The organism is Hanstruepera neustonica (assembly GCF_002895005.1).
GTDB classification, from domain to species: domain Bacteria; phylum Bacteroidota; class Bacteroidia; order Flavobacteriales; family Flavobacteriaceae; genus Hanstruepera; species Hanstruepera neustonica.
The window spans coordinates 1-18620 of sequence record NZ_POWF01000012.1; the positions used below are offsets into that span (position 1 = coordinate 1).

An 18620-nucleotide genomic window follows, 5' to 3' on the forward strand; every position below is an offset into this window, starting at 1 on the left:
GTAACAACGTATATAAAAAATAGCGGTTTAAGTGCTTAATCTAATGCGGTTTTCATAAATTTATCGTCAGTACCAAACCGAAAAGTAGTCGTTTAAAATCCGCTACTTTTCATATACAAGACCGTTGGCAAACATTTAAACGATTTTAAAAAATCGTTTCAGAGCATTAAGTATCTTTAGATGTTTAAGCCTTTATAAATCCGACTCCAAGTAGGTCATCTCCAAATTATTGTAGGCTTCTGGATCCCATTCCTTTAAAACATACACATAGTAGTTGTAAGGTTTATGCTGAAAGAATTTTTTCTCTTTTTTATACCAACTGCCATCTTCGTCTTGTTCATAATCAGCTAACTCATCTTCCGTCATGCCAGTGACATTCACTTGAATTTTCGGATACTTAAATGTTGGTAACTCCTTGACCTCACCAGTTGGGAAATAATTAATATCCGAAACAAATTCTGGCAATTCCACATCTCCAACCTGAAAACTCACTATTTTACTAATGAGTCGGTTGCTGTTTTTAATGTGTTTTGTCAAGCCACCTTCCATAAGTCGAATTAAAGCATCCTGTCCAAATTTGGTGGGTTCAAAATTGGCTTCACCAAATAACCAGCCCTTAATCTTGTCTTTTGTAATGAGTTTATCCTCTTCATAATTAAAGGGCAAATTAGGCACTGGATCTTTGGGATTGATAATGCTATAACTGGTTCCTTGTTCACTGAAACGCTGATTGTATTCTTGGGCAAATTCCTTATTACCGCACATGGGTTGTGCATAGGCATAGGATTTATAATTGTTTTTTAATGCAAATTCAGATTCCGGTAAATTCTCTAAATAGGCTCTGGTCATGGTTGCTAAAGCGCCACCTTGGCTATGCCCTGTAATGATAAAATCTGAAACACCCTTATCATTTAGATTGTTGATTTGCTCCTTCAATTTTTCAGAAATTAGCAAGACACTCAAAGCATAACCAGCGTGTACTGCTGAACTGTCTGCCTTGGCAAAAGCATATTCATAGGTCTTGTCTTCAATTTTTAAACTCCCTTTTGCAGGAATCATAGCTGAATAAAAATTCTCAACCCAACTAATCAATTTATCGGTTGACCCTCTAAAACTAATGACACCTGTAGTTCCATTGTTATAAACTTCAAACTTGTTATCCATTCCAATAATATCAGAGGTATAACTTCTTTGATAATTATCAGGGACAATAGCTTCTGCCGAGCCATATTGCTCCGTAAAATTATAACTGTTACATAGGGCTATAGTTGTTGTAACTTCATCAGTATTGAAACCAGGTTTCAATTGTGCAAAATGAAAATTAATAATCATTAAGGCGAGAGCAGTCAGTAGGATTCTCATGTCTATTCATTATGAGTTAACAAGGTAATACATTACAAAAACGATTCCAAAACAATTTTGGTATAGTCCCTGAATGACACCTCAAATTATTAAATAATAAAAATCCCTATACTATTTGGTAATCAAATAGATTATCGTAAATTTGCAAACTCTTTTTGGGAGAGGAATGTTTAATAAGAAAAATTAGAACGTGTGGACACATTAAGCTACAAAACGATTTCAGCAAACAAAGCTACTGTTAACAAAGAGTGGGTTTTGGTTGATGCTGAAGGTCAGTCGCTTGGACGTTTAGCTTCTAAAGTTGCGAAACTTTTAAGAGGTAAACACAAGCCAAACTTCACACCTCATGTTGATTGCGGCGATAACGTGATTGTTATCAATGCTGAAAAAGTCAACTTAACCGGAAACAAGTGGAACGATAAAACTTATATTCGTCACACAGGATATCCAGGAGGTCAAAGAAGTTTGTCTGCTAGTGAATTGTTTGGTAAAGACCCTGCAAAGCTAGTAGAAAAATCAGTAAAAGGAATGTTACCTAAAAACAAATTAGGTGCCGATTTATTCCGTAACCTTAACGTTGTTTCTGGTTCTGAGCATGCACATGAAGCTCAAAAGCCAAAGACAATCAATTTAAACGAATTTAATTAATGGAAGTAATTCACAAAATTGGCCGTAGAAAGACGGCTGTTGCTCGTGTATACGTTGCCAAAGGAAAAGGTAACATTACGGTGAACAAAAAAGACATGGCGGTTTATTTTCCTACTGCAACATTGCAGTACAAAGTAAACCAACCTTTAACCATGACTAACAATGATGGCAACTTTGATATTACAGTAAATGTATATGGAGGTGGCATCACCGGTCAGGCTGAAGCTATCCGTTTAGCATTATCTCGTGCAATGTGCGATGTTGATGCAGAAAACAGATTAATTTTAAAACCAGAAGGTTTATTAACAAGAGATCCAAGAATGGTAGAGCGTAAGAAATTCGGTCAGAAGAAAGCTCGTAAGAAATTCCAGTTCTCTAAACGTTAATAGGTCCTTCAACTGGATTAAGAAACTGTTATTCAGTTTTCTTAATCTGGTTGACATTAAAACAAATTTTAACCCAGTTATTGTTGCCCATCACGAAAACAGTGAGGGTTTAGTTTAGCATCTAAATGATTAAGGCGATTTACATTAATGACCACTTAATCATTGCTAATTCAACAGAACGTAAACTATTACAAACATGGCAGTAGAAGTAAAAGAACTACTAGAAGCAGGTGTACACTTTGGACACTTGACACGTAAGTGGGACCCAAATATGGCCCCTTACGTTTATATGGAGCGCAATGGTATCCATATTATTAACCTTTACAAAACAGCAGCTAAAATTGAAGAAGCTGGAGCCGCATTAAGTAAAATTGCAGCATCAGGTCGTAAAATTTTATTTGTTGCAACCAAAAAACAAGCAAAAGATATTGTTGCTGAAAAAGCTGGTGCTATCAACATGCCTTACATCACTGAAAGATGGCCAGGTGGTATGTTAACCAACTTTGTTACTATTAGAAAAGCCGTTAAAAAAATGGCTGCAATTGATAGAATGAAGAAAGATGGTACATTTAATTCCTTATCTAAGAAAGAGCGTTTACAAGTAGACCGTCAACGTGCTAAATTAGAAAAGAACTTGGGCTCTATAGCAGACATGACTCGTTTGCCAGGTGCTTTATTTGTTGTTGACATCAAGCGTGAACACATTGCCATTAAAGAAGCTCAAAAATTAAACATTCCAATCTTTGCAATGGTTGATACCAACTCTGACCCACGTCAGGTTGATTATGTTATCCCAGCAAATGATGATGCTTCTAAATCTATTGACAAAGTATTATCGCATGTTGCAACAGCCATTTCTGAAGGTTTATCGGAGCGTAAAGCTGAAAAAGATAATGGAAAAGCTGAAAAATCTGCTCCAAAGGCAAAAGCTGCTAAAAAAGCAGTAGCTGCCAACGAAGAAGAAGAATAAATAACATTAACAAAACATAAAAAAGTCGTTTAGTTCTTTTCTTTGTGAAAATATATTGAACGACTTTTTAAATTTAAAACAATATGGAATCTACAGTAAAAGTTACAGCAGCAGAAGTAAACAAATTAAGACAAGCTACTGGTGCAGGAATGATGGATTGTAAAAAAGCTTTAGTTGAAGCTGGTGGTGATTTTGATAAAGCTATTGAAGTTTTACGTAAAAAAGGTCAAAAAGTAGCTGAAAAAAGAGCCGACAGAGATTCTTCTGAAGGTGCAGCTATCGCTAAAATAAATGCAGACAACACAGCTGGTGTTGCCATTGTATTGGGTTGTGAAACTGATTTCGTTGGTAAAAACGAAAACTTCGTGGCTTTGGCTAACGAATTGGCGGAAGTGGCTTTAAATTATGATTCAAAAGAGGCGTTTTTAGCAGCTGATTTTGGTGGTATGACTGTTGCTGACAAGTTAACAGAGCAAACAGGTGTTATTGGTGAAAAATTAGACATCACATCTTTCGAAAAGCTAGAAGCTCCTTATGTTGGACAGTACGTTCACATTAATAAAATTGCTGCTTTAGTTGGTTTATCGGCTGAAGTTGACAATGCTGAAACATTGGTTAAAGATGTGGCTATGCAAGTTGCTTCAATGGGAGCAACAACATTATCTTACAAAGATTTTGATCCTGCTTACATCGCATCTGAAACAGAAGCTAGAATTGCAGCTATTAAAAAAGATAACGAAGAATTGGCACGTTTAGGCAAAACCCTTAAAAACGTACCAGAGTATATCTCTATGGCTCAATTAACTCCTGAAGTTTTAGCAAAAGCTGAAGAAGCTGCTAAAGCCGAGTTAAAAGCAGAAGGAAAACCAGAGCAAATTTGGGATAGAATCCTTCCTGGAAAAATGGAGCGTTTCATTTCAGATAATACGACTTTAGACCAAGAGCAGTGTCTTTTAGATCAAAAGTTTATTAAAGATGACAAGCTAACTGTTGCTCAATATGTTGAATCTTATGGTAATGTTGAAATTACTGGTTTCAAACGTGCTACAGTAGGATAATTGATATTATCTCACAAAATATAAAGCCTCTCAAGTTTTTTGAGAGGCTTTTTTTATGTTAATCCAACAAAAAAATCTCAATCCAAAAACAAAAATTTTGTGTAGTTTTGCTAAACTCTCAAAAGTTACCATGAAATATAAAAGAATACTCTTAAAACTATCTGGGGAAGCCCTAATGGGCAATCGTCAATATGGTATTGATCCAGAACGTTTAGCTGAATATGCTGAAGATATAAAATCCATTACCGATAAAGGTGTTGAAGTGGCCATAGTTATTGGTGGCGGCAATATTTTTAGAGGCGTGGCTGGAGCCAGTAAAGGTATGGATCGTGTTCAGGGTGATTATATGGGTATGTTAGCAACGGTTATTAATGGATTGGCGTTACAAGGCGCTTTGGAAGATACTGATGTGCCAACGCGCTTGCAAACAGCGATAAAAATTAATGAAGTAGCCGAACCTTTTATTAGAAGAAAAGCTATGCGTCATTTGGAAAAAGGGCGTGTCGTTATTTTTGGCGGTGGAACCGGAAACCCTTATTTCACGACAGATTCAGCCGCTGTATTGCGTGCTATTGAGATTGAAGCCGATGTTATTTTAAAAGGTACGCGTGTGGATGGTATTTATACGTCAGATCCGGAGAAAGATGCTAACGCCATTAAATTTGACCATATTACCTTTGATGATGTTTTGCGTAAAGGATTAAAAGTTATGGATACAACAGCTTTCACCTTAAGTCAAGAAAACGAATTGCCTATTATTGTCTTTGATATGAATAAAAAAGGGAACCTTTTAAAAGTCGTGTCAGGAGAAAAAATTGGAACAAAAGTAAACTTATAATACATTTTGGCTTGTTTTTTGAAACAGCATTTTAAAATTAAATTTTTTAGAGATGAACGAAGACATTCAATTTATATTAGACTCTGCAAAGGAATCCATGGATGCAGCCATTAAGCATTTAGAAAAGCAATTGGTTAATATTCGTGCTGGAAAAGCCAGCCCTGCCATGTTGGGAAGCGTTATGGTTGACTATTATGGGTCGCAAACACCTTTGAATCAAGTTGCCAATGTCAATACTCCTGATGGTAGAACCATTACGGTTCAACCTTGGGAAAAAGCCATGTTACAGGAAATTGAGCGTGGTATTATGATTGCCAATTTGGGCTTCAACCCTATGAACAATGGAGAATCTATTATCATCAATGTGCCACCTCTAACAGAAGAACGTCGTATTGTGCTTGCCAAACAAGCTAAAGCTGAAGCAGAAGATGCCAAAGTTGGTGTGAGAAATGCCAGAAAAGATGCCAATAATGAAATTAAAAAATTGGATGACGTTTCAGAAGATGTTCAAAAAAATACTGAAATTGATATTCAGGAGATGACTAACAAATATGTGACTAAAATAGACCACATCTTCGAGAATAAAGAAAAAGAAATCATGACAGTATAATTCGTATAAAGCGACTTTTTTAGTCGCTTTTTTTAACTCTATTACTTCCTTACTGTCTATGTTGATGCGCCTTATAACTATTGTTTGTTTTCTTATGTTGAGCACAGGGTCCTATTCTCAAGTGACACAAAGAGATACAACGGAAACTAAACAAGACTCCCTTAAAAGGCGACACATACTTAACCAATTGGGAAATGGATTTTATTCCACCAAGTATTTTGATATTGATTTACGGTATCTCATAAAGTTTAACCAGTACGAAGGATTACGAACCGGATTTGGAGGTGTCACCAATGAAACTTTTTCAAAAAAATATCGTGTAAACGGCTATGTTGCTTATGGTTTTCGAGACCATCGTTTTAAATATGGTTTTGGCGGTGGCGTCAGGCTGGTTCCAGAATCCAACACCTGGCTAAACTTTAGTTATATAGACGACCTACAAGAAACAGGGAGTTCAAAATTTATTACAGATAAACGGTTTTTTAAATTCATCGAACCGCGATTATTGAATATTGATTTATTTTACAAATACATTGAAAAGCATATTTCATTAGAGCATCAGATATCACCGCATCTAGTCACCGAGACTCAATTGGGAGTCAGCAATATAAATCCTACCTACAATTACACCTATTTGGTAGATGGCGAATCGTTTCAAGAATTTAATTTAAGCACTGCTATCATTTCGCTTCAATGGAGTCCTTTCAGCCATTATGAATTGATTGATAAACGCATTAAAGAAGTTAAAGTTGGTTTCCCGAAATTCACATTGCAGTACACCCAAAGTTTTAAAGGTGTCTTTAAAAGTGATTTGAACTTCGCCAAAATTGACTTCCGAACAGTCTACGAATTGAACTATAAGAAAGATAATTTTTCGCGCATTGTCTTAACCGCAGGTATAGCAAGAGGTAATGCACCACTGTCACATTTATACCATGCCTATCCAAACAATATTAACAAGGAAACCATATTACGTCGTTTTTCAGTTGCTGGAATTGACAGTTTTGAAACTATGTATTTTAATGAATTTTTTTCGGATAGATTTACAACGATTCAATTCAGACACTACTTCAGCCCTTTCAACATTTCCGCTAGATTTAAACCGCAGTTAGTACTTATCTCGAGATATGCAATCGGTAATATGAATAATATGGAACGTCATCAAGGTATTACTTTTAACACTCTGGACAAGGGCTTTACGGAATCTGGTTTTGAGTTGAATAAGTTATTATTAGGATTTGGTTTAAGCGGCACTTATCGCTATGGTGCCTATCACCTTCCAAAAACTGAAGATAACATTGCCATTAAGTTCACATTTAACGTGACATTGTAGACTATTATTAAAGCTAATACATAGTATTTTTCTACCTTTGCAGTTCGTTATTTAGCACATGTTTAAACTCTTTACAACAAGCTTTTGGGATCTTATTGCCAGACTGATTCTACGCAATAAAATTGGTATTCTTGCAGGTATTTTGGCTGCTACAGTGTTCTTTGCTTATCAATGGGAAAACATGCGTTTTACCTACACCGAAGCCAACTTATTACCTGATGACCATGAAGTTAACATCGTTTACAAAGACTTCTTGGATATTTTTGGTGAGGAAGGAAATTTGATAGTACTTGGTGTCAAAGATTCCACTTTTTTTACGGTTGATCATGTGAATGCTTGGAACCATCTCTCCGATTCCTTTAAGGAATATGACGAAGTGGAAATGGTCGTATCTCTAAAAGATCTTCAAAAACTGGTTAAAAACACTGAAGAAGAACGCTTTATTCTAAAACCTTTTATAAAGGATTCCATTCAGTCCCAGGAAGAATTGGAAACGTTGCAAAATGACTTGTTTGAAAAATATCCTTTTTATGATAATTTTTTGTTCAATTCAGAAACCAAAACCATTCGTTCGGCAATTTATCTAAAAAAGGATATTGTTAACACACCTGTTAGAAAAGACTTTGTTTTTAATAAACTCATGCCTAAAATTTCGGCTTTTGAGAATAGTACTGGTTTAGATGTTCGGGTTTCCGGAATGCCCTATGTGCGCACATTGAATGCTCAAAATATCGTTGACGAAATTGGTATATTCATTGCAGCGGCCTTGGCAGTAACATCCCTCATTTTCTTTTTCTTTTTCCGATCATTCCGAGCGACATTAATTTCCATGATTGTGGTTTGTTTGGGTGTCATGTGGACGTTTGGAATCATTGGATTATTGAACTATGAAATAACGGTTTTAACAGCCTTAATACCACCTTTGATTATTGTTATTGGCATTCCTAATTGTATTTTCCTTATCAATAAATATCAACATGAAGTTAAACTTCATGGCAATAAAGTAAAATCGTTGCAACGTGTCATTACCAAAATTGGCAATGCCACCCTAATGACCAATGTGACGACCGCATCTGGATTTGCAACTTTTATCTTAACCGAAAGCACGTTGTTAAAGGAGTTTGGTATTGTAGCCTCATTGAGTATTCTGGCCATATTTATACTGTGTTTGTTGATCATTCCTATTATTTACACATTCCTGCCATTCCCAAAAGATCGTCATTTGGAACACCTCAATAAACGCTGGATAGGTGGTTTTGTGGATTGGATGGAACGAATGGTTAAACAAAGACGTATTACGATTTATGTGACCTCTCTGATCCTTTTAATTTTGAGTATGATTGGCATGAATCAAATCAAGATTTCTGGAAGCCTTATTGAAGACATGTCCAAAACCTCCGAATTTTTTAGTGATATACGTTTTTTTGAGGAAGAGTTTAATGGCATCATGCCAATGGAAATTCTGGTTGATACCAAACGTAAAAAAGGGGTTACCAAATTAGCGACCCTCAAACGCATGGATGAATTGGAGGACCTCATAATTGAAACACCGGAATTATCAAGGCCTATATCCATTGTCAGTCTGGTTAAATACTCCAAACAAGCCTATACCAACGGCAATCCTGATTATTATCAATTACCGACCAGTCAAGAGAACTTATTCATTTCTTCCTACATAAAAAATTCAACGTCTGATGTGGACCTATTGAAAAACTTTGTGGACAGTACGGGTCAATATGCACGAATTACAACATTCATGAAAGATATTGGCACGGATAAAATGGAGCGTATTGAAGAAAACATCCAAAACAAAATCACAAAGATTTTTCCTTCTGAAAAATACAATGTCACGATTACCGGAAAAGCATTGGTATTCCAAAAAGGAACCAAATATTTGGTTAAAAATTTAGCAATTTCATTATCATTGGCCATCGTATTGATATCCTTATTTATGGCTTATATGTTCCGCTCATTTAGAATGATTGTCATATCCTTAATTCCTAATTTATTACCGCTAGTCATAACAGCTGGATTAATGGGGTATATTGGTGTTCCTATTAAACCATCTACTATTTTGGTATTTAGTATCGCCTTTGGGATATCGGTTGATGATACCATTCACTTTTTAGCAAAATACAGACAGGAACTTCAAGCCAACCATTGGAAAATCAGAAAATCGGTTTATGGAGCACTTCGTGAGACGGGTGTTAGTATGTTTTATACTTCCATAGTTTTGTTTTTTGGTTTTTCGGTTTTTACCATTTCAAGTTTTGGAGGCACTGTAGCATTAGGAGCTTTAGTTTCAGCAACACTACTTTTTGCTATGCTCTCCAATTTGTTATTACTTCCATCATTACTTCTATCATTGGAACGTAATATTGCAAACAAAGAAGTTTTAAAAGAGCCAGCCATCAATATTATTCCTGAAGAGGATGACGAAATCACCGAAAATGACATGCAAGATTTAAAATAATTTTAAAATTTTGTACTTGATTTTTGCCATCTGAAAAGGTTATCTTTGCAATCAAAATTTTTTAATGATGAAAACGTATACAGTAGCAGACTTACTGAAACAGGATACAAATTCCTTACACGAAGTAGAAGTAAAAGGATGGGTGCGCACCTTTCGCGCTAACAGGTTTATTGCCTTAAATGATGGATCTACTTTAAACAATATTCAGTGTGTTGTTGATTTTGAAAGCATGGATGATGTGCTATTAAAACGCATTACCACAGGTGCTGCTGTTCATATTGTAGGTGAATTGACTGAAAGTCAAGGCAAGGGACAGAGCGTTGAAATTCAGGTTTCTAAAATTACGGTTTTAGGAGATTCTGATCCTGAAGCATATCCTATACAACCTAAAAAACATTCGTTTGAGTTTTTAAGAGAAAACGCTCATTTAAGAACTCGAACTAGCACCTTTAGTGCTGTCATGCGTTTGCGCTCGTCGTTATCTTTTGCCATTCACAAATATTTTAATGAAAATGGCTTTTATTATATGCACACACCTATCATTACAGGTAGTGACGCTGAAGGTGCTGGTGAAATGTTTCGCGTAAGTGCTTTAGATGCTAAAAACCCTCCATTGACTGAAGCTGGTGAGGTGGATTACAAAGAAGATTTCTTTGGGAAGGAAACCAATTTAACCGTTTCGGGACAATTGGAAGCTGAAACCTACGCCATGTCTTTGGGTAAAGTCTATACTTTTGGCCCAACATTTAGAGCCGAAAACTCAAACACCTCGAGACATTTAGCTGAATTTTGGATGATAGAGCCAGAAGTAGCCTTTATGGATCTGGATGGCAATATGGATTTGGCGGAAGATTTCATGAAATATGTTTTAAAATATGTTTTGGATAACAATCCAGAAGATTTGGAGTTTTTGAACGACCGTTTATTGCAAGAGGAAAAAACAAAACCCCAAGCCGAACGTTCAGAAATGAGCTTAATTGAGAAAATAAAGTTTGTTGTAGATAATAATTTCAAACGTGTAAGTTACACGGAAGCAATTGATATCTTAAGAAACAGCAAGCCAAACAAGAAAAAGAAATTTAAATATTTAATTGAAGAATGGGGCGCTGATTTACAAAGTGAACACGAGCGTTTCCTGGTTGAAAAACATTTTAATTGCCCAGTTATTTTATTTGACTATCCAGCCAATATCAAAGCCTTTTACATGCGCTTGAACGAAGATGGCAAAACGGTACGCGCCATGGATATTCTGTTTCCGGGTATTGGTGAAATGGTTGGAGGTTCTCAACGTGAAGAACGATTGGATGTTCTAAAAGAGAAAATGGCAGCTTTAGATATTGATGAAAAGGAACTTTGGTGGTATTTGGACTTACGCAAGTATGGAACCGCTGTGCATTCAGGGTTTGGTTTAGGATTTGAACGCTTGGTCATGTTTGCAACAGGTATGAGCAACATTCGTGATGTGATTCCTTATCCTAGAACACCTCAAAACGCAGAGTTTTAAAAAACATTTTTAAATAATTATCGAAAACAATCTACGTTAATAATATATGTAGATTGTTTTTTTTATTTTTATGAAAACCCAAATATCAGAATGCTAAAACAGTATTTACAATTTAAGTTATCTCAAAAATTATCACCGCAACAAATCCAGTTAATGAAACTGATTCAATTGCCTACTCAAGCATTTGAACAACGTCTAAAACAAGAATTGGAAGAAAATCCGGCTCTTGAGGGTGGTAAAGAAACACTTGATGATGATTATGATGACAACTTTGATAATAGTACCGATGATTATGATGATAATGAGTCCATCAACTCGGATGATATTAATATTGATGAATATTTAAGTGATGATGAAATTCCTGATTATAGAACCCAAGCCAACAACTATAGTGCTGACGATGATGAAAAAAGTATGCCCTATGCTGCTGGTACATCATTTACGCAACATTTAATCAATCAGTTAAACACGTTTCGCTTGGATGATGAAGAACGTGATATTGCGGAGTTCTTGGTTGGCAGTGTTGATGAAAGTGGTTATATCCGTCGGGATATAATGGACATCATGGATGATTTGGCATTTACTCAAAACGTATATACCACTGAAGAAAAAATAAAGGATGTCTTAAAAATTGTCCATCAATTGGATCCTGCTGGTGTAGGTGCCCGAAATCTACAGGAATGTTTGAGTATTCAATTACACAGAAAAGAAAAAACAGCCGATTGTGAATTAGCTATTGATATTATTGATAATGCCTTTGAGCAATTCACTAAAAAACACTACAAAAAATTATTGCAAAAATTCGATATCACGGAAGCGCAATTAAAAGGTGCTATTGGTGTGATTGAGCATTTAAATCCAAAACCTGGAGGCTCCTACTCTGGAAATAATAGAATTGTAGAACATGTGGTCCCTGATTTTGCTATCAAAATTGTAGATGGAGAACTAGAGCTCACTTTAAATGGCCGAAATGCACCTGAACTACATGTATCACGTGAGTATAGCAATATGCTTAAAGGCTATAAGGACAGCAAAGATAAATCCAAATCGCAAAAAGATGCCGTTCAGTTTATAAAACAAAAGCTCGATGCTGCCAAATGGTTTATTGAAGCCATAAAACAACGTCAGCAAACCTTGTTTGTGACTATGAGTGCTATTATGCATTATCAGAAAGAATATTTTTTGACTGGTGATGAACGTAAGTTAAGACCCATGATTCTAAAAGATATTGCCGATGAGATTGAAATGGATGTTTCAACCGTCTCAAGGGTTGCCAATAGCAAGTATGTTGACACACCTTATGGCACCAAATTAATTAAGGAATTCTTTTCTGAATCTATGACCAATGATCAAGGCGAAGAAGTTTCAACAAGAGAAATTAAGAAAATTCTTGAAACAGTCATAGAAGACGAAAACAAGAAAAAACCACTCACTGACGAAGCCTTGGCTAAAATTTTAAAAGAAAAAGGATATCCAATTGCCAGACGAACCGTGGCAAAATATAGAGAGCAGCTTGATATTCCTGTAGCTAGATTACGCAAGAAAATATGATGAATAACATACTCAAAAGTATCTCATTTATTTTTCATCCAATCTTGATGCCCATGTTAGGGGTTGTATTTTATTTTTCAAAATCACCAAGATATATCCCAGTTGAGATTATTCAGGCAAAATTGATATCCTTATTTATACTGACCATTTTACTGCCCATATTATTATACTTTTTGCTGAAAACCATGGGTAGAACATCAACTATTTATTTATCAACAACAAAAGAGCGTATTACACCGCTAATCTTAAATAGTATTATCATACTTCTGATTTTATTGAGAGTCCTTCCCAGTACGGAAATTATTGAGTTATACTACTTCTTTGTTGGTATATTAATTTCAACTTTAAGCTGTCTCATTTTGGCCATACTAAAGTTTAAAGCTAGTATACATATGGTAGCTATTGCGGGTGTCTTTATGTTTTATGTAGCCTTGAGTATTCATTTTAGCATTAACATTAATGGCACTTTGGCACTTATGGCAATATTGATTGGTGCTATTGCAACCTCTAGATTACACATGGAGGCACACAATTACAAGGAACTCGTTATTGGTTTTTTTATTGGGTTTATACCCCAATTAATATTAGTAAACTATTGGCTCTAAATTGAATTGGAGATTTTAAGGAACGTCTTTAACTAAAAAATATAGAATATCAAGCCTATTTTTACAGCGTTCATATCCACTTTTTCATTGTTAAGTGAAATACCCTCAAAAATTGGGTTTAAGCCATAATACAAATAAATATTCCAGGTATTGTAGCCAGCGCTCAACGTTAATCCATATTGAAAATCATTAAACTGCTCAATTCCGTTATTTTTGAAATTGCCGATATCACCCTTGAACTTAGTTGAATTATAAACTACATAGCCAATATTCATTCCAAGATAAATACGCCAAAATTTATATTCTTCAGCAGTTGAAGTTCGCCAGCGAAGCTGAAGGGGCATTTCAACCATATAGGTGGTGAACTTATTTTTTGTATAGTTAATATCATTTTTATCTAAAACGATATAATCATAATTATTATTCCCATCCTTGAATATTAAGAAGTTATTGTTAAACGAATTGGAAGATAACCCAAGACCAAGTCCTAAAGCCCAGTTACGTCTTTTGTTTAGTGGAAAGTCTCTGATGAAGCCCAGATGAAAGCCACTTGAAAACCCACTTTGAGAGACACCATTTGGTTTTTCCCCCAATAGATTATAGGTAACCGCAAAATAGAATTGATCCTCTCTATATTTAGTATCTGTTTCTTCTGCAATACTATCGTTTTCGACCTGGCCAATAGTTGACCAAAAACTTAATACTGTAATAATAGTCAGGAATAAATGCTTCATTAATAGAAAATAGCTTTGCTTAAATTAACAAAAAAATGGCGTAAAGATTTCTCTAAACGCCATAAATTAAGAATAAAATTTTTAGATTATCTATCTATAGGATTTCCAGGTGCTGTTTTATAGTTTATTTTTAAAGCATTCACTTTTCTCAATTCCTGTTTTATATCAGAAACCAATCCCATATTTGTTTCCTTATCAACACTCAAAACGGTTGTTAAAAAAGGCTTCTCTTCTTCTCGTTTACTATCACGTTCAGCTGCGATAAAAGCTGCTATTTCGTTTACAGAAGCAAACTTATCATTCAACTGAAGTCTAGCAACCGTACCCATATCTTTGTAAGCACTACTTGGCTTACCAGCATAAATGTACATTAATAGATTTCGTTTAGCTAATTTCTCAGTTTGATCAGCTCGTGGTAATCTATTTTCAATTTTCAAAGTATTTTGACGCATAACCGTCGCAACCATGAAGAAGAATAACAACATAAATACAATATCTGGCAAAGATGCTGTAGAAATAGCTGGTAAATCGCCTCCTTTTTTCTTTTTAAATTTAGACATATCTATCTATTAATGTTTTCTAATTCGATTTTTTAGGTTCTGCTTCCGAAAACTTTTGCGGTATTAAAAGTTTGATTGCCTCAATCTTGTCCTTTAAGTTAGCTTTATCTGATGCCGATGTTTTTGGATCGGAATACATTTTATCAGCTTCAACATAGTTCATATTTAGACTTGGATAGGCTAATTTAAACTCTCTATTTCTCAATTCATTATAGGCTGCAATGATTTCATTTTGAACAGTTATATACGTTTCATAACTAGTTGCTCTATCATTTTGCAGTGAAATAATGGCTTTCTCAAAATTATCTGAAGATTGTGGATTTCTCTTCCCTTTACATTTTGGACAGGCATCTTCACCTTTTCCACCTCCATTATCTAGAAATGCGACTGCTTTTTTACGTAAATCTTTTAACTTAATTAGCTCACCGTCATTTCCATTTGCCTTCAATAGTAAATCATTATTTCGGTTTACTGTCACCTGAAAAATATTTTTCTCTTTAATAATTGGCGGATCGGTTTCCTCAATTGGCGGTAATTTTCTGTTCAAACCAGAATCAATTTCAATTGTGGTAGTCACCAAAAAGAAAATCAATAGTAAGAAAGCAATGTCGGCCATAGAGCCTGCATTAACCTCTGGTGCTGCTCGTTTTGCCATAATTATTTATTTATTACTTTTTTCAATCCAGAAAGCATCATAATAGCTGCGGCTGCAAGGATTAGCACATAAAATGCTACTAATCCAGCACCAACCATGTGCGACTCTCCTTCTGTAGCTTGAATACCATTGTAGAAATATTGTGTTGTATCACCTCCTGTTACTGCATAAGCTATTACAAGTACCGCTGCAAAAACACCTACTCCAATTAAAGTATTCTTTAATGTAGCTGTGTTTGTAAAAAGGTTTTTCAAAACAAAAATCAATACAAAAATTATAGTAATCGCCATTATAATGTAAGCAACCATTGCCATTGGATCTACAATAGCAGTATCACCCATTGCTGCAGCAGCTTTAATGGCTTCATCGCCTTCATTAATTATTCTAACTAAAAAGATAATTCCTGCAAGTCCTAAAACAGCTGCTACTATTTTTAAAATTTTGTGTAAGTTCATAATTTAAAAATTATTGCTGTTAGTAATTACTTCTTGTTTCTTATCAATAAATCCATTAGTGTTATGGAAGCATCTTCCATATCATTTACAATGCTGTCAATTTTAGCGATAATATAATTATAGAAAATTTGAAGTATAATGGCTACGATAAGACCGAATACAGTTGTTAAAAGTGCTACTTTGATACCTCCAGCAACTAATGACGGTTGCATATCTCCAGCAGCTTCAATTTTATCAAAAGCTTGAATCATACCAATTACCGTACCCATGAATCCTAACATTGGTGCTAAGGCAATAAATAATGATATCCAAGATACATTTTTCTCAAGTTGTCCCATTTGAACACCTCCGTAAGCTATAACCGCTTTTTCAGCAGCTTCAATACCTTCATCAGTTCTATCTAATCCTTGGTAAAAGATAGACGCTACAGGTCCTTTAGTATTTCTACAAACTTCTTTAGCTGCTTCAACACCACCTGATTGCAAGGCATCTTCTACATCTTGAGTTAATTTTTTTGTATTGGTAGTTGAAAGATTTAAAAAGATAATTCTCTCAATAGCGATTGCTAAACCAAGAATTAAACATAATAATACAATCCCCATAAATCCTGGACCACCTTCAATAAAACGCTTTTTTAATTGTTGATGGAAACCTAATGTCTCTTCTTCCGCTGCATCATCAGCTGCTTCCTCTTGAATTGTGTTTACAACTGTTGTTGCACTTGTAGTTGCAATAGGCGTTGCATTAACTGTTCCGATTGCCATAAAACACATAATGGCTAGGATAGAAAATAATCTTTTCATTGTTCTTGTTCTTAATTTTATTAGTTAAAGGTTAAAGATATAAAAAAAATGTAATTAAAAAATTAAAATTACAGCAGAGAGGAAGGGATTCGAACCCTCGATACGCTTTTGGCGTATACACACTTTCCAGGCGTGCGCCTTCGACCACTCGGCCACCTCTCTGTAATAGTTTTGAATTACAGTGTGCCAAATAACAAAAAAACTCGCAAAAGGGAAAATTTTGGAAGTTAATTTTATGCCATTTCTCCCCTCAAGGCCGTTTCAAATACCGTTTTAAAAGTTTTAGTTGAAATTTTCTTTCCTATTAGGTACATTAATTTAGCAATCGCTGCTTCCGTTGTAATATCCTTTCCTGATATGACTCCTAAACTCTTTAGTTGAGAACTTGTTTCATACTGACCCATTGACACACTACCACCTGAACATTGTGTAACATTAATAATATGGATACCCTTTTTTATGGCTTTGGCTATTAAATTTAGAAACCAATCTTCAGTAGTGGCGTTTCCAGCACCATAAGTTTCCAAAACCACCCCTTTTAAATTTGGACTATCCAAAATACTTTCCAATACCATTTGAGAAATACCTGGAAACAATTTAATGAGTGCAATGTTGGTTCCAAATTCTTTATGAACAACTAGTTTTTTTCTAGTATTTGGTACAAACAAGGCCTCATGATTTATTTTGATATGAACTCCTGATTCAGCCAAATGCGGATAGTTAAGCGATTCAAAAGCTTCAAAATGCTCGGCATTTATTTTGGTTGTTCTATTCCCTCTATATAATTTATATTCAAAATATAATCCAACTTCTCTAATAATGGGTCTATTTCGGTACTGTAATGAGGCCATTTGTATGGTAGTAATCAAATTTTCTTTGGCATCGGTTCGTAAATCACCTATTGGTAATTGAGAGCCCGTTAGTATGACTGGTTTAGCTAAATTTTCGAGCATAAAGCTTAAGGCCGAAGCAGTATAACTCATAGTATCGCTGCCATGCAGTACTACAAAACCATCGAATTCATTATAGTTTTCCTCAATGATGTTGACTATTTGAACCCAATAATCTGGATTCATATTTGATGAATCTATAGGCTCTTTGAAAGAAATCGTTGAAATATTACAGCTCAACAATTTTAATTCTGGAATTCGTTTCAATAAATTGTTAAAGTCAAATGATTTCAGGGCTCCCGTATTTGGATTCTTAATCATCCCGATTGTGCCTCCTGTATATATTAAAAGAATATTTGGCTGTGAATTATTCATAATTATACTTTAAATATATCTTTAGAATTTTGTGTTGTAATGTCGGCAATCTTTTCTTCAGGAAGCCCATACAATTCAGATAGTTTTTCCAAAACTTTGACAATATAGGCACTTTCATTTCGCTTACCCCTATAAGGTTTTGGAGCTAAATACGGTGAATCTGTTTCTAGGACAATATGTTTCAAATCTATTTGATTTAAAAACTGGTCAATCTTACCATTTTTAAACGTTACAACACCGCCTATACCTAGTTTCATATTGTAAGATATGGTTCTTTTGGCATCTTCAATAGTTCCAGTAAAACAGTGAAATATACCAAATAGATCATCTGATTTTTCAGATTCCAAAACCTCAAAAATCTCCTCAAAAGCTTCCCTACAATGAATGACTATTGGCAGTTTATATTTTTTTGCAAGTTGAATTTGATATCTAAAAGCCTTTTTTTGTATTTCCAAAGTTGATTTATCCCAATATAAATCGATACCTATTTCACCTATTGCATAAAATGATCTTTTGGCAAGCATATCTTCAACGTGAGCCAATTCACTTTTATAATTTTCTTTTACTGAAGTTGGGTGCAAACCGGTCATCAAAAACATATGTTGAGGAAATTCCTGCTCTAATTGTAACATGGATTTCGTGTAAGTAGAATCAATAGCTGGAATAAAAAAACGGTTAACACCTTTGTCCATGGCTCTCTGAATCACTTCATGTCTATCTTCTTCAAATGCTTCGCTATATAAATGGGTATGTGTGTCAGTTATTATCATTTAGCAAAAATATGTCTTTTTACATTACTACCTTTGTAAT

At 34.9% G+C, this 18620-nt stretch carries 19 protein-coding genes and 1 tRNA gene; 11 read left to right on the forward strand and 9 right to left on the reverse strand.

The features are described from left to right. Nucleotides 1–192: 192 nt before the first annotated feature. Nucleotides 193–1362 carry a lipase family protein gene (locus C1T31_RS13675; RefSeq protein WP_103053085.1) on the reverse strand — a complete coding sequence of 390 codons (1170 nt, stop codon included), beginning with the start codon at nucleotides 1360–1362 and terminating at the stop codon, nucleotides 193–195. 192 nt (nucleotides 1363–1554) lie between these two features. Between C1T31_RS13675 and rplM the strand changes: the two genes are divergently transcribed. The 11 genes from rplM to C1T31_RS13730 all read left to right on the forward strand — a co-directional run bounded on the left by rplM (nucleotide 1555) and on the right by C1T31_RS13730 (nucleotide 13338). Continuing rightward, complete coding sequence (gene rplM / locus C1T31_RS13680; RefSeq protein WP_103053086.1) at nucleotides 1555–2010, forward strand: 50S ribosomal protein L13; 456 nt, start codon at nucleotides 1555–1557, stop codon at nucleotides 2008–2010. Further along, nucleotides 2010–2396: a 30S ribosomal protein S9 gene (gene rpsI / locus C1T31_RS13685; RefSeq protein ID WP_103053087.1), complete on the forward strand. Its 387-nt coding sequence runs from the start codon at nucleotides 2010–2012 to the stop codon at nucleotides 2394–2396. Before rplM ends, rpsI begins: the two co-directional genes overlap by 1 nt. A gap of 196 nt (nucleotides 2397–2592) precedes the next feature. Then, complete coding sequence (gene rpsB / locus C1T31_RS13690) at nucleotides 2593–3366, forward strand: 30S ribosomal protein S2 (RefSeq protein WP_103053088.1); 774 nt, start codon at nucleotides 2593–2595, stop codon at nucleotides 3364–3366. An 83-nt stretch (nucleotides 3367–3449) separates the two neighbouring features. Further along, entirely contained in the window at nucleotides 3450–4424 is a 975-nt protein-coding gene (tsf, locus tag C1T31_RS13695; protein ID WP_103053089.1) for a translation elongation factor Ts, read from the forward strand. Nucleotides 4425–4554: 130 nt separating this feature from the next. After that, a complete protein-coding gene (gene pyrH, locus C1T31_RS13700; protein ID WP_103053132.1) occupies nucleotides 4555–5262 on the forward strand; it encodes a UMP kinase in 708 nt (235 codons plus the stop codon). Between the two features lie 52 nt (nucleotides 5263–5314). Further along, nucleotides 5315–5872: a ribosome recycling factor gene (frr, locus tag C1T31_RS13705; RefSeq protein WP_103053090.1), complete on the forward strand. Its 558-nt coding sequence runs from the start codon at nucleotides 5315–5317 to the stop codon at nucleotides 5870–5872. Between the two features lie 94 nt (nucleotides 5873–5966). After that, nucleotides 5967–7205, forward strand: a complete 1239-nt coding sequence (locus C1T31_RS13710; protein ID WP_103053133.1) for a DUF5686 family protein — start codon at nucleotides 5967–5969, stop codon at nucleotides 7203–7205. Between the two features lie 58 nt (nucleotides 7206–7263). Further along, nucleotides 7264–9678 (forward strand): efflux RND transporter permease subunit, encoded by a 2415-nt coding sequence (locus tag C1T31_RS13715; RefSeq protein WP_103053091.1) that lies wholly within the window; start codon nucleotides 7264–7266, stop codon nucleotides 9676–9678. A 67-nt stretch (nucleotides 9679–9745) separates the two neighbouring features. Beyond that, complete coding sequence (gene asnS, locus C1T31_RS13720) at nucleotides 9746–11182, forward strand: asparagine--tRNA ligase (protein ID WP_103053092.1); 1437 nt, start codon at nucleotides 9746–9748, stop codon at nucleotides 11180–11182. Nucleotides 11183–11272: 90 nt separating this feature from the next. Further along, nucleotides 11273–12733 carry an RNA polymerase factor sigma-54 gene (rpoN, locus tag C1T31_RS13725; RefSeq protein WP_103053093.1) on the forward strand — a complete coding sequence of 487 codons (1461 nt, stop codon included), beginning with the start codon at nucleotides 11273–11275 and terminating at the stop codon, nucleotides 12731–12733. Next, the gene (locus C1T31_RS13730) at nucleotides 12730–13338 is read left to right on the forward strand and encodes a hypothetical protein (protein ID WP_243398959.1); all 609 of its coding nucleotides are present in this window, start codon (nucleotides 12730–12732) and stop codon (nucleotides 13336–13338) included. The genes rpoN and C1T31_RS13730 overlap by 4 nt, the downstream gene beginning before the upstream one ends. Before the next feature lie 32 nt (nucleotides 13339–13370). Here the strand turns inward: C1T31_RS13730 and C1T31_RS13735 are convergent, their stop codons facing one another. The 8 genes from C1T31_RS13735 to C1T31_RS13770 all read right to left on the reverse strand — a co-directional run bounded on the left by C1T31_RS13735 (nucleotide 13371) and on the right by C1T31_RS13770 (nucleotide 18580). Further along, nucleotides 13371–14072, reverse strand: a complete 702-nt coding sequence (locus C1T31_RS13735) for a porin family protein (RefSeq protein ID WP_103053095.1) — start codon at nucleotides 14070–14072, stop codon at nucleotides 13371–13373. A gap of 86 nt (nucleotides 14073–14158) precedes the next feature. Then, the gene (locus tag C1T31_RS13740; protein WP_103053096.1) at nucleotides 14159–14632 is read right to left on the reverse strand and encodes an ExbD/TolR family protein; all 474 of its coding nucleotides are present in this window, start codon (nucleotides 14630–14632) and stop codon (nucleotides 14159–14161) included. 19 nt (nucleotides 14633–14651) lie between these two features. Beyond that, a complete protein-coding gene (locus C1T31_RS13745) occupies nucleotides 14652–15287 on the reverse strand; it encodes an ExbD/TolR family protein (protein ID WP_103053097.1) in 636 nt (211 codons plus the stop codon). A 2-nt stretch (nucleotides 15288–15289) separates the two neighbouring features. Then, nucleotides 15290–15742, reverse strand: coding sequence for a hypothetical protein (locus C1T31_RS13750; protein WP_103053098.1), 453 nt, complete (start codon nucleotides 15740–15742; stop codon nucleotides 15290–15292). Between the two features lie 26 nt (nucleotides 15743–15768). Next, nucleotides 15769–16545: a MotA/TolQ/ExbB proton channel family protein gene (locus C1T31_RS13755; RefSeq protein WP_103053099.1), complete on the reverse strand. Its 777-nt coding sequence runs from the start codon at nucleotides 16543–16545 to the stop codon at nucleotides 15769–15771. Nucleotides 16546–16619: 74 nt separating this feature from the next. Then, nucleotides 16620–16707: transfer RNA gene (locus C1T31_RS13760), tRNA-Ser, on the reverse strand. A 71-nt stretch (nucleotides 16708–16778) separates the two neighbouring features. Next, on the reverse strand, nucleotides 16779–17810 hold the full coding sequence (locus C1T31_RS13765) for an asparaginase (RefSeq protein WP_103053100.1): 1032 nt from the start codon (nucleotides 17808–17810) through the stop codon (nucleotides 16779–16781). Between the two features lie 2 nt (nucleotides 17811–17812). Continuing rightward, nucleotides 17813–18580, reverse strand: a complete 768-nt coding sequence (locus C1T31_RS13770; protein WP_103053101.1) for a TatD family hydrolase — start codon at nucleotides 18578–18580, stop codon at nucleotides 17813–17815. Nucleotides 18581–18620: the final 40 nt, after the last annotated feature.

Coding starts and splice junctions, on each gene's coding strand:
- C1T31_RS13675 (WP_103053085.1), bottom strand. CDS start 1,362: ATGAGAATCCTACTGACTGCTCTCGCCTTAATGATTATTAATTTTCAT.
- rpsI (WP_103053087.1), top strand. CDS start 2,010: ATGGAAGTAATTCACAAAATTGGCCGTAGAAAGACGGCTGTTGCTCGT.
- rpsB (WP_103053088.1), top strand. CDS start 2,593: ATGGCAGTAGAAGTAAAAGAACTACTAGAAGCAGGTGTACACTTTGGA.
- tsf (WP_103053089.1), top strand. CDS start 3,450: ATGGAATCTACAGTAAAAGTTACAGCAGCAGAAGTAAACAAATTAAGA.
- pyrH (WP_103053132.1), top strand. CDS start 4,555: ATGAAATATAAAAGAATACTCTTAAAACTATCTGGGGAAGCCCTAATG.
- frr (WP_103053090.1), top strand. CDS start 5,315: ATGAACGAAGACATTCAATTTATATTAGACTCTGCAAAGGAATCCATG.
- C1T31_RS13710 (WP_103053133.1), top strand. CDS start 5,967: ATGTTGAGCACAGGGTCCTATTCTCAAGTGACACAAAGAGATACAACG.
- C1T31_RS13715 (WP_103053091.1), top strand. CDS start 7,264: ATGTTTAAACTCTTTACAACAAGCTTTTGGGATCTTATTGCCAGACTG.
- asnS (WP_103053092.1), top strand. CDS start 9,746: ATGAAAACGTATACAGTAGCAGACTTACTGAAACAGGATACAAATTCC.
- rpoN (WP_103053093.1), top strand. CDS start 11,273: ATGCTAAAACAGTATTTACAATTTAAGTTATCTCAAAAATTATCACCG.
- C1T31_RS13730 (WP_243398959.1), top strand. CDS start 12,730: ATGATGAATAACATACTCAAAAGTATCTCATTTATTTTTCATCCAATC.
- C1T31_RS13735 (WP_103053095.1), bottom strand. CDS start 14,072: ATGAAGCATTTATTCCTGACTATTATTACAGTATTAAGTTTTTGGTCA.
- C1T31_RS13740 (WP_103053096.1), bottom strand. CDS start 14,632: ATGTCTAAATTTAAAAAGAAAAAAGGAGGCGATTTACCAGCTATTTCT.
- C1T31_RS13745 (WP_103053097.1), bottom strand. CDS start 15,287: ATGGCAAAACGAGCAGCACCAGAGGTTAATGCAGGCTCTATGGCCGAC.
- C1T31_RS13750 (WP_103053098.1), bottom strand. CDS start 15,742: ATGAACTTACACAAAATTTTAAAAATAGTAGCAGCTGTTTTAGGACTT.
- C1T31_RS13755 (WP_103053099.1), bottom strand. CDS start 16,545: ATGAAAAGATTATTTTCTATCCTAGCCATTATGTGTTTTATGGCAATC.
- C1T31_RS13765 (WP_103053100.1), bottom strand. CDS start 17,810: ATGAATAATTCACAGCCAAATATTCTTTTAATATATACAGGAGGCACA.
- C1T31_RS13770 (WP_103053101.1), bottom strand. CDS start 18,580: ATGATAATAACTGACACACATACCCATTTATATAGCGAAGCATTTGAA.